The sequence below is a fragment of the Desulfocurvus sp. genome, assembly GCF_023230885.1.
Lineage (GTDB): Bacteria > Desulfobacterota > Desulfovibrionia > Desulfovibrionales > Desulfovibrionaceae > Desulfocurvus.
Genome location: NZ_JALNWM010000122.1, coordinates 1 through 10,107, shown reverse-complemented (window position 1 = coordinate 10,107; position 10,107 = coordinate 1). Strand labels below are relative to the sequence as shown.

13 protein-coding genes are annotated in these 10,107 nt (G+C 70.3%); 6 read left to right on the top strand and 7 right to left on the bottom strand.

All coding sequences use genetic code 11. The annotated features are described in order from the left end of the window. Positions 1-374: 374 nt before the first annotated feature. The 7 genes from M0P34_RS09815 to pgl all read right to left on the bottom strand — a co-directional run bounded on the left by M0P34_RS09815 (position 375) and on the right by pgl (position 6,355). Positions 375-578, bottom strand: coding sequence for a hypothetical protein (locus M0P34_RS09815; protein ID WP_291498736.1), 204 nt, complete (start codon positions 576-578; stop codon positions 375-377). Between the two features lie 1,086 nt (positions 579-1,664). After that, positions 1,665-2,672, bottom strand: a complete 1,008-nt coding sequence (locus M0P34_RS09810; protein WP_291498735.1) for a glycosyltransferase — start codon at positions 2,670-2,672, stop codon at positions 1,665-1,667. A 13-nt stretch (positions 2,673-2,685) separates the two neighbouring features. Next, the gene (locus M0P34_RS09805; protein ID WP_291498734.1) at positions 2,686-2,928 is read right to left on the bottom strand and encodes a hypothetical protein; all 243 of its coding nucleotides are present in this window, start codon (positions 2,926-2,928) and stop codon (positions 2,686-2,688) included. 1 nt (position 2,929) lies between these two features. After that, positions 2,930-4,477 (bottom strand): 2,3-bisphosphoglycerate-independent phosphoglycerate mutase, encoded by a 1,548-nt coding sequence (gene gpmI, locus M0P34_RS09800; RefSeq protein WP_291498733.1) that lies wholly within the window; start codon positions 4,475-4,477, stop codon positions 2,930-2,932. Positions 4,478-4,516: 39 nt separating this feature from the next. Continuing rightward, positions 4,517-4,951 carry a ribosome silencing factor gene (gene rsfS, locus M0P34_RS09795; protein ID WP_291498732.1) on the bottom strand — a complete coding sequence of 145 codons (435 nt, stop codon included), beginning with the start codon at positions 4,949-4,951 and terminating at the stop codon, positions 4,517-4,519. Then, on the bottom strand, positions 4,948-5,568 hold the full coding sequence (locus tag M0P34_RS09790; RefSeq protein ID WP_291498731.1) for a nitroreductase family protein: 621 nt from the start codon (positions 5,566-5,568) through the stop codon (positions 4,948-4,950). The genes rsfS and M0P34_RS09790 overlap by 4 nt, the downstream gene beginning before the upstream one ends. 67 nt (positions 5,569-5,635) lie before the next feature. Next, the gene (pgl, locus tag M0P34_RS09785) at positions 5,636-6,355 is read right to left on the bottom strand and encodes a 6-phosphogluconolactonase (RefSeq protein WP_291498730.1); all 720 of its coding nucleotides are present in this window, start codon (positions 6,353-6,355) and stop codon (positions 5,636-5,638) included. A 258-nt stretch (positions 6,356-6,613) separates the two neighbouring features. On the opposite strand from pgl, the gene M0P34_RS09780 reads away from it, so the two are divergent. The 6 genes from M0P34_RS09780 to M0P34_RS09755 all read left to right on the top strand — a co-directional run bounded on the left by M0P34_RS09780 (position 6,614) and on the right by M0P34_RS09755 (position 10,006). Next, positions 6,614-7,918 (top strand): phenylacetate--CoA ligase, encoded by a 1,305-nt coding sequence (locus M0P34_RS09780; protein ID WP_291498729.1) that lies wholly within the window; start codon positions 6,614-6,616, stop codon positions 7,916-7,918. A 113-nt stretch (positions 7,919-8,031) separates the two neighbouring features. Next, complete coding sequence (locus tag M0P34_RS09775) at positions 8,032-8,463, top strand: ACT domain-containing protein (protein WP_291498728.1); 432 nt, start codon at positions 8,032-8,034, stop codon at positions 8,461-8,463. 94 nt (positions 8,464-8,557) lie between these two features. Next, positions 8,558-8,905 (top strand): TraR/DksA C4-type zinc finger protein, encoded by a 348-nt coding sequence (locus tag M0P34_RS09770; RefSeq protein ID WP_291498727.1) that lies wholly within the window; start codon positions 8,558-8,560, stop codon positions 8,903-8,905. Between the two features lie 182 nt (positions 8,906-9,087). Beyond that, a complete protein-coding gene (locus tag M0P34_RS09765) occupies positions 9,088-9,321 on the top strand; it encodes a YqaE/Pmp3 family membrane protein (protein WP_291498726.1) in 234 nt (77 codons plus the stop codon). A gap of 88 nt (positions 9,322-9,409) precedes the next feature. After that, positions 9,410-9,745: a hypothetical protein gene (locus M0P34_RS09760; protein ID WP_291498725.1), complete on the top strand. Its 336-nt coding sequence runs from the start codon at positions 9,410-9,412 to the stop codon at positions 9,743-9,745. Positions 9,746-9,829: 84 nt separating this feature from the next. Continuing rightward, positions 9,830-10,006, top strand: a complete 177-nt coding sequence (locus M0P34_RS09755) for a hypothetical protein (RefSeq protein WP_291498724.1) — start codon at positions 9,830-9,832, stop codon at positions 10,004-10,006. Positions 10,007-10,107: the final 101 nt, after the last annotated feature.

Genomic DNA, 10,107 nt, shown 5'->3' with positions numbered 1-10,107 from the left:
GGGAGAAAATCGTTTCTCTGGTCGGGTTGTTGGGAAGTTGTTGTGCAAGATGACTTCGTCGTTTATTATCAAGGAGTTACGAGGAGCGCGGGCTTTGAGGCTGTTTTGCGGTAGGTCGTCGTTCCCTCCACCAAATCCCCCTGTAATAAAGGCCGGTTATCGTAACCGGCCTTTTCATTTAAGTGGGCCATTGGTGGGGCACCACGATTTCCGTGGTGGGGCATGCTTAGTTGAGCAGTACGTCGCCTCTTCGACGAAGCAGGGCCGATCTGGCGTCGTGAGGGATGATCCTCGATCCTTCAGCGGCAGTCGGACTTGCACATATCCGGCTGACCGAATCAGGGCCGAGTGAACAACCTCCTATGACTCCGCACCTAGGCCGGTGGCTCTTCATCGGCGAAAACGCGGCCAGTGCCGCCGCACGCCTGGCAGGAGCACGGGGCCTCGTCGGGCACCGGCGAGCTGAACCACGCCCGGCCGCCGCAGTACGGGCACGGCACGGAGGCGATGGGCTTTCGGGAACGCGGACGCGCGGACGTGGCGTCCTGGGCCTTCTCCTTCTTGCTGGCGGTCTGCATGGCGCCTCCTGCTGCTGCGGTCCAGGGGCGCAATGCGCCCGTGACAATCCATAACAGATTAACCCTGCATGTCAAAACTCCTTGAAAAAATCCGGGCTGCCCCCGGCAACGGGGCCAACCACCAGCCAGCCCGGCGCGACAGCGCAGACCCGTTGCCCAGCCTGCCCTGGGCAAACCGCCCATTCCTGTCCGCTCGGCGGACACCGCCCCCCTTACCTCTCCCTCCCGCCTCTCCGCGCCCCTCCCCTGTCCGGCAACGGACACACAGCTTTTCGGGCGGGCGGACACCGCCCCGCCAGTCCAGCCGAGGCGGCGGCAGGAAGCGCTTCCCGGCCTGCCTGCGCTTCGGCTTTCCCGGGGCACCGAACAGGGGCCGGGTGGCTGGGAAGGATACATGCGGCCCGCTTGCGTCCCTGGCCGACCCCGGGTCCGGAGCAGGGACCTCCCTGGCCGCCCACATCGAGCTGCCCGGCCCAGGCTGCCCGCGCTCCGGCCTGCCCCAGGCCCGGGTCAAGGCAGCGGCAAATGCTTAAATCTCCCCGAACCCCACCCTGAGAAGCCGGGCTTGCCCGCATTCCGACTTGCCCCGGGCAGAACGCAAGAGCCGGGGCGGTGGCAGCAGATTCCTACGGCCTCCCGCGCCGAGAGGCCAAAGCCGCCAGCGCTCCACAAAGCAAGGGCTGTGGCAAAGACTGGAGCCCCCCCGGACGCCCGCGCCGGGAAACCCTGCCCCACGCACTCCGGCCCGCCCCGGGCCCGGCGCAGGGGCAGAAGCGGGTATCCAGGGGTTCCACTCAGCCGGAAAGGTGGACGGCAAGCAGCCGGAAAGGTGGGGAACGCTTTTATCCGCGAACGTGGACAGCATGAAACGGGTTGCCCTGCGGCTCCCCCTGCCCGGGCGGGGGGGAACGCCTGTGCTCCCGGATGGGATGGCCTGTAAACGAACCGGAATCTTCGGTCCGGGGGGCGTCCCCGCGATCTTCGGTCCGGGGGGCAGAGCGGGCGCCCGCTGCCTGCCGTCCCCGTCCGCCGCGCGGGGCGTCCGGCTGCGGCAAATCCGGGCAGCCCTCCCGGTCCCGGCACGGCCTATTCCGGAAGCCCCTCCAGCCCCAGCACGGGCCACAGCCGCCGCAAGGCCGCATCCAGCCCGAAGCGCTCCACCACCTTGGCCCGCGCCCGGGCGGCCATGCGTGCGCGCATGGCCGGGTCACGCACCAGATCGGCCACATAGCGCCCGAAATCCGCCGTGTCCCCGGCCAGGAACCCGTCGCGGCCGTGGGTGATTATCTCGCGGTTGAAGCCCACGTCGGACGCCACGGGCACCGCCCCGCAGGCCATGTACTGCAACAGCTTGAAGCCGCATTTGCCCCGGGTGTATTCGTCGTCGGTCAGGGGCATGAGTCCGATGTCCAAGGCTTGCAGGGCGGGGATTTCCGTCTGCGGGGTCCAGCGCTCGCACTCCCCGGCCAGCCCCGCGGGCAGGTCGATACGACCGTCGGAAACCACCGACAGGCGCACCTGCCCGGCCAGGGGCGCCAGGGCGTCGAACAGCGGCGGCAGGAAGAACAGGTTGCACGAGGTGCCCATCCAGCCCACCACGGGCGGGCCGCCGGAGCGGCGCGCGGCCCCGGCGGGGACGTAGCGGTCCGTGTCCAGCGGGGTGGGCAGCACCGTCACCCGCCGGGCCGAGGTGCGGACCTTCTCGGCCAGGAAGGTGTTGCCCGCCACAACCTCGTCCACCCCGGCGCACACGCGCAACAGCCGCTCCAGCTCGCCGGGCACCGCGCCGCCCCCCAGGGCGCCCTGCCCCGGGTGCGCGGCCCACAGGGCGTCGTCGAAGTCGAAGACCAGCCGCCCGGCCTTGCGCCGCAGCAGGGCCAGCTCCAGAGGCGAGACGAGCTTCTTTTGCAGCACGACCACCGGCGTACGCCGCAGGCCGGCGAAAAACAGCGCGCGGCCCAGGGCCGTCTTGGGATAGCGCCGCCAGGCGGCGTCCACCCCGGCGGCCCGGGCGCCCTCCACGAAGGGCAGCACCCGGAACCGTACGCTGGGCAGGGTCGGCCCGGACTGGGTCAGGAACAGCAGGCGGGGCACGGCACTCCCCCCGCTAGAGGAAATCCGGGTCCACGGCCGAACGGCCGTTGCCGGTCATGATCTTCACGAAGCGCAGCCCGCGCTCGTCCACGGGCACGATGGGGAAGTCCTTGCCGCAGGCGTCGCAACGGACCATGGCCGGCTGGGTGGGCGCGACCAGGGGCACCTCGCGCGTGCAGAACGGGCAGGGGTAGAAGCAGATGATCTCCAGGCCCGAAGGCTTCACCGGGGTCAGGGGCCGCTTGTTCCCGTCCATGCTAACCCTCCCCTTCCACAAGGCTGCGCCCGGTCATGCCCGCAGGCAGGGGCACGCCCCATAGCCCGAGGATGGTCGGGGCGATATCGCCGAGCACCCCGCCCTGGCGCAGGCGCGCCCGGGGCAGCCGCGGATCGGCCAGGACGAAGGGCACCTTGTTGCGGCTGTGGGCCGTCTGCGGGCCGCCGTCGGGGCGGAGCATCTCCTCGGCGTTGCCGTGGTCGGCGGTGACCATGACCCGGTATCCGGCCCGGTGCGCGGTGTCCAGGATGCGCGCCACGCAGCCGTCCACGGCCCCGGCCGCCGCGACCACGGCCGGGATGCTCCCGGTGTGGCCGACCATGTCCAGGTTGGCCAGATTGCAGGCCACGAAGGGGGGGCGCTCCCGCTCCAGGGCCGCGCACAGCTTGTCCGTCACCTCGTGGACGCTCATTTCGGGCTTCTGGTCGTAGGTGGCGACCTCGCGCGGGGAGGGCACGAGGACGCGCTCCTCGCCGGGGAAGGGCTCCTCGCGCCCGCAGTTCATGAAATAGGTGACATGGGCGTATTTCTCGGTTTCGGCGATGCGCAACTGCGCGAGGCCCAGGCCGGAGATCACCTCGCCCAGCACCCCGTCCAGGGGCACGGGGGGGAAGGCCACGGGCAGCGGGAAATCCGCCTCGTAGCGGGTCATGGTGGTCACCTCCAGGCGCGGGAAGCGCTGGCGGGGGAAGCCCGTGAACCCGGGGTCGAACAGGGCGCGCACGATCTGCCGGGCGCGGTCGGCCCGGAAGTTGAAGAACAGCACGGCGTCGCCGTCCTCCAGCAGGGCCACGGGCGCCCCGTCGGCCCCCGTCAACACGCAGGGCTCCACGAATTCGTCGGTCTGCCCGGCGGCGTATGCCTCGGCCACGGCGGCCACGGGGTCGCCCACCGCCCGGCCCAGGCCCTGGGTCATGGCATCGTAGGCGCGCTGGTTGCGCTCCCAGCGCTTGTCGCGGTCCATGGCCCAGTAGCGCCCGGCCACCGTGGCCACCCGCCCGTGGCCCAGGGCCTCCAGCCGCGCGACCAGCTCGCGCATGAAGCCCTGGCCGCTGGTGGGCGCGGTGTCGCGCCCGTCCAGGAAGGCGTGGATAAAGGTCGGCGCGCCGTGGGCCCGGGCCAGCTCCAGCAGGGCGAACAGGTGCCCGGTGTGGCTGTGGACCCCACCGTCGGAAAGCAGGCCCATGAGATGCACGCGCGCCCCGCGCGCCCCGGCCCCGGCAAAGACCTGGGCCAGGACGGCGTTGCCCGCCAGCCCGTCGGCCTCGATGGCCATGTCGATGCGCGTCATGTCCTGGTAGACGATGCGCCCGGCGCCGATGTTCATGTGCCCGACCTCGGAATTGCCCATGAAGCCGTCGGGCAGGCCCACGGCGCGGCCCGAGCAGGTCAGGAGCGTCTGCGGCCAGCGGGCGCGCAGGGCGTCGAGGGTCGGGGTCGCGGCCAGGGCCACGGCGTTGCCCGGCGAGGCCGGGGCGTCGCCCCAGCCGTCGAGGATCAGCAGCAGGGTCGGGGTCGGTGCGGTCATGGGCGTATCCGGGTCGGGGTGTCTGGGGCGGGCGCCGGTTCAGGCGTCCAGGTCGGCCAGTCCGTCCAGGTCGTCGGCGGCGCCGGGCAGGGCCAGTTCCACCTCGCGGGCTTCGGCCCACAGGCCTTCGAGGTTGTAAAACGAGCGCGAACCGTCCTGGAAAACATGGACCAGCACGTCGTTCAGGTCCAGCAGGATCCACGATCCGGCCTGGTAGCCCTCCATGCCCAGGTAGACGCCCTTCTCCCGGCCGCACATGTCCAGGACATGGTCGGCCAGGGCCTGCGCGTGGCGCACGCTGCCCGCCGTGGCCAGCACGACGCCCTCGGCGATATCGCACAGTCCGGCCACGTCCAGGGCCACGATGTTGCGGGCCTGCTTGTCGTGCAGCCAGGTGGCCACCTCGCGCATCCGGGCCTCGGTTTCGGGCCGCGTGGGGCGCACGGGCCGGGGCTTGCTCTGCTTGTCGGTCATCGGGTCACTCCGTTGCGGGGGGCCGGCTGGCCGCCGGAAGGGAATCGGCGCACCACCACGTCGGCGGCGCGCAGCTTGGGAACGTGGTGGACGCCCTGGTCGTCGCGCCAGTAGCGGCAGTCGCCGCCGGGTTCCTGGTCCTCGACCACCACCGTCTCCGCCGGGACGCCAAGGGCCAGGACGAGCTGGATCTCGCAGTCCCCGGGCAGGTCCAGGACGCGGGCCGCGGCCTCGCGGTCCACGGTGCCGATCATGCAGCCGCCAAGGCCCAGCTCGGCGGCGCCAAGCAGGATGGTCTGGGCGGCGATGCCCACGTCGGCACGGGTCCAGGGACCGGACTTGCCCGCGGTCAGCATGACCACATAGGCCGCCGGGCGCTCGCCCTCGGCGGGCCCGGGCCAGTCCTTGAGATAGCCCGCCCAGCCCAGGGCCGGGAACAGCTCGGCGTTCTTGTCCCGGTCGGCCACCAGGGCGTAGCGCAGGGGCTGCTGGTTCATGCCCGAGGCGCAGTAGCGCGCCAGGCCCGCCAGTTCCTCCAGCGCGGCCAGGGGCACCTCGCGGGACTGGTCGAAGCGCCGGTAGCTGCGGTTGCGTTTGACGATATCGGCGAAAGGCATCGGGTTTCCTCCTTGGGCGCCCCTGCGGGCCGGGCGATCCCTACCCCATTTCCGGGGCGGGGGCAAATCAGCGTGCCGCCAGCCAGATGAGCGCCCCGGCCGGGGCCAGCCGGGCGGCGGGGTAGGTCTCGCGGGCGGCCTGGGGGTCGGCCAGGATGGCGTCGAGCACGGCGCGCTTGGCCGGGCCCTGGATGAGCACGACCACGGCCCGGGCGGCGTTGATGAGCGGCAGGGTCATGGTTACCCGGGGCACGGCGGGGTCGCCCACGGGCTCGGGCACGGCGTGGATCAGCTGGGTTCGGGCCGCGAGGGCCTGGCTGCCGGGAAACAGCGAAGCCACATGCCCGTCGGCGCCCATGCCCAGGAGCACGCAGTCCAGGGCGTGCCCCGGGGGCTCCTGCCGGGCGGTGCGCAGGAAGAAATCGCGCACGGCGCGCTCGTATCCGGCGGCGTCGATGCCCGGGGAATAGCCGCCGATGGTCACGGCGCGCAGGTTGGCCGGGGGCAGGGGCACGCGCGAGAGCAGCGCCTCGCCGGCCATACGGCGGTTGCTGGCCGGGTCGTCGTGGGGCACGGCGCGCTCGTCGGAGAAAAAGACATGGGTCCGCTCCCAGGGCATGGCCGCGTCGGCCGCCAGAAGCTCGTAAGTCCGCCGGGGCGTGGATCCGCCCGCCAGGGCCAGGCTGAAAATCCCGCGCTCGGCCACCGCCCTGGCCGCCAGGGAGCCCACCAGCCCCGCCGCATGGGCCGAGAGGGCTTCAAGATCGTCGAATTCCAGGACTTCCATGCACTCTCCTTGGTCGTTGGGCGCCCGGGGGCGGGCGCGGCGCCCGCGCCCGGCAATGGGGCACACTTTACCCCCGGCGACGGGAAAAGCAACCCCCGGCGGGGCGGCTTTTCCCGGGCGGCGCGGCCAATGGCGCCGCGCCCCGGGCTTGACGCGGGAGCCCGCCCCGGGCAATGTAATCGATCACGCGCGCCCGGAGGGCAGCCCCCGGCCCGGCGCGTCCGTTCCCGCAACACCATCACAGCAAGGAGCCCCGTCATGATCTTCGACGTCGAACTGGAAACCATGCCCCGCGAGGAGTTGGAGGCCCTCCAGCTCAGGCGCCTCCAGTCGCTGGTTTCGCGCGCGTACCATAACGTGCCCTTCTACCGCCGCAAGTTCGACGAGGCGGGCATCCTCCCGGCCGACATCAGGAGCCTGAAGGATCTGGCGCGCCTGCCCTTCACCATGAAGCAGGACATGCGCGACCACTACCCCTTCGGCCTGTTCGCCGTGCCCAAGGACAACGTGGTGCGCATCCATGCCTCGTCGGGCACCACGGGCAAGGCCACCGTGGTCGGCTACACCAAGCGCGACGTGAAGAACTGGGCCCGGCTCATGGCCCGCTGCCTCATGGCCGCCGGGGCCACCTCGCTGGACACCGTGCACAACGCCTACGGCTACGGCCTGTTCACCGGCGGCCTGGGCGCGCACTACGGCGCCGAGGAGCTGGGCGCCACCATCGTGCCCATCTCCGGCGGCGGCACCAACCGCCAGGTGCAGCTGCTGCGCGACTTCGAGCCCACGGTCATCTGCTGCACGCCGTCGTACATGCTGGTGCTCATCGAGGCCGCCGAGCAGGCAGGCATCGACATCCGCAAGCTGCCCCTGCGCATCGGCATCTTCGGCGCCGAGCCCTGGACCGACGAGATGCGCCGCGAGATCGAGGAGCGCGCGGGGCTCACGGCCATCGACATCTACGGCCTGTCGGAGATCATGGGCCCGGGCGTGGCCATCAGCTGCCACGAGGCCCAGTGCGGCCTGCACATGTTCGAGGACCACTTCCTGCCCGAAATCATCGACCCCGAGACCGGCACCCCCCTGCCCCCCGGCTCCACGGGCGAGCTGGTGCTGACGACCCTGACCAAGGAGGCCCAGCCGCTCATCCGCTACCGCACGCGCGACATCACCTCGCTGAACTATGTGCCCTGCAAGTGCGGGCGCACCCATGTGCGCATGCAGCGCGTCACGGGCCGCAGCGACGACATGCTGATCATCCGCGGCGTGAACGTCTTCCCCTCGCAGATCGAGACCATCCTGCTGGAAACCGAGGGCACCGCGCCCCACTACCAGCTCATCGTGGACCGCCAGGGCAACCTGGACACCCTGGAGGTGCGCGCGGAGGTCAACGAGCGGTTCTTCACCGACGAGATCAAGGGCCTGCAACGCCTGGAAGGCAAGATCAGGAAGTCCATCAAGGAGTTTCTCGGCGTGTCCACCAAGGTCACCCTGGTGGAGCCCCGGAGCATCGAGCGCAGCGTGGGCAAGGCCCAGCGCATCGTGGACCTGCGCAAGAAGCAATAATCGTTTGAAGTGGCCCGGTTGCCACCCGGGCGGATATCCAGTACACAGAAGGCAGTGGCTCCGGCCCCGGGCCGGAGCCGCCACCGCCAACGCAAGCAAGGAGACCGGCTCCCATGAAGTGCGAACAGATTTCCATCTTTCTGGAAAACCGCGCCGGGCGGCTCTCGGAAGTCACCCGCGTGCTGGCCGAGTCCCAGATCAACATCCGCGCCCTGTCCCTGGCGGACACCTCCGACTTCGGCATCCTGCGGCTCATCGTCTCGAACTTCGAGAAGGCCAAGCAGGTGCTCAAGGACAACGGCTTCACCGTCGGGCGCACCACCGTGGTCGCCGTCGAGGTGCCGGACCAGCCGGGCGGACTGCACAACATCCTGGCCCTGCTCTCCACCCACGGCGTCAATGTCGAATACATGTACGCCTTCGTACAGCAAAGCGGGAAAAACGCGGTGATGATCTTCCGCTTCGACCGCACGGATCAGGCCATCGAAATCCTGACCCAGGGCGGACTGAAAATCATCCCCGGCGACGTGCTGTACACAATGTAGCGCCGCGAACCCGAAAGCTGAGAAACCATCAACGAAGCCGGGCCGCAGCCCGGCTTTTTCATGCCGCGCGCGGCTCGCGAACCCGGAGGATGCAATGACCCCCGACGAGCGCGCCGCCCTGCGCCGCCACATGGAACAGGAACTCGCCGCCCTGCGCGAAACCATCGCCATCCTGGAAGGACAGGTGGACCCCGTCGCCCCCGACGCCGCAGTCGGCCACCTGTCGCGCCTGGACACCATGCAGAGCCAGGCCATCGCGGGCGTGTCCCTGGGCAACTCGCGCCGCCGCCTCCTGCGCCTGGAATCGGCCCTGCGCCGCGTCGACGACGCGGACTTCGGCGAGTGCGAAAACTGCGGAGAGCCCATCCCCGCCGCCCGGCTGCTGGCCATGCCCGAAAGCACGCTGTGCGTGCGCTGCGCCGAGCAGATGCAGACGGGCTGAGGCAGGCGGCGGCCGGGGCACGGCCTGCGCGAACGCAGGAAACGCACCCCGCCGCCACGGCGGAACAACGACGAAAAAGCGGGCGCGACAAGGGGTTCGCGCCCGCAAGGGCCGGGGCCGGGAATTTCCCCGTTGCGCAACGCGGCGCGATCATGTTGTAAGGACGGGCAACCCATCGCGGCATGCCCCCGCGCAACCCCAACCAAGGCAGGTCCACCATGCGCCTCCTGCTGGCCATCTTCCTTCCCTTCGCGGTCTTCTTCACCATCGGCCGCCCCTTGGCGGGCATCATCTGCCTGCTCCTGCAAATCACCATCCTGGGCTGGATTCCCGCCGCCTTCTGGGCGGTCTACGCCCTTGGCGAATACAGAACGGACAAGAAGATCGAACAGTTGCAGGGCGGCCGCAGGCCGTAGGGCCAAAGAGGCGCCAGGGCGCACGGCCCGCGCGCGGGCCGCATCCGGCCCCGGGCGCACGCGCCCCCGCCGCAAAGGAGGGAGCCCCATGCAGACGCCGACCGAAATCGGCACCCCGCCCTGGACGCGCGGGGACATGCTCGCCGAACTGGACGCCTTCGCCGCGCTCTACGCCCGCCGCCCCATCCGGGACAACCGGGGCGGCATGAAAGCCCCGCACATGTTCGCGGTCTGGTTCATGGCCAGGCGGCTGGCGCCGGACCTGATCGTGGAGAGCGGCGTCTGGCGCGGCCAGAGCACCTGGCTGCTGGAACAGGCCTGCCCCGGGACGCAGCTGGTCTGCATCGATGTGAACCTGGGCAACCGCGCCTATATCTCGCCCCGGGCCACCTACTCCGACCAGGACTTCGCCGCCCACCACTAGCCCCAGGCCACCGCCCGCTCCCTGGTCTTTTTCGACGACCACCAGGACGCCCCGGCGCGGCTGGACCAATGCCGCCGGGCGGGCTTGCGGCACCTGATCTTCGAGGACAACTACCCCCCCGGGCAGGGCGACTGCCGCAGCCTGAAGCAGGCCTTCGCCCAGGGCGGCGCGGCCGCGGAGGCCCTGGCGGGCCAGCTCGATGTCTACGCCGAATTCCCCCCGGTCTTCCAGACCGCCGCTGATGGAATTCAGGATAACTAGAGGTGGTTGACGAGATAACCGGGACTATCTGGGATGACCAGGGACTTGGTGGGACGGGCATATATGAAAGAGTGTTTCACGATTTGAAGGGGCTTAGATGG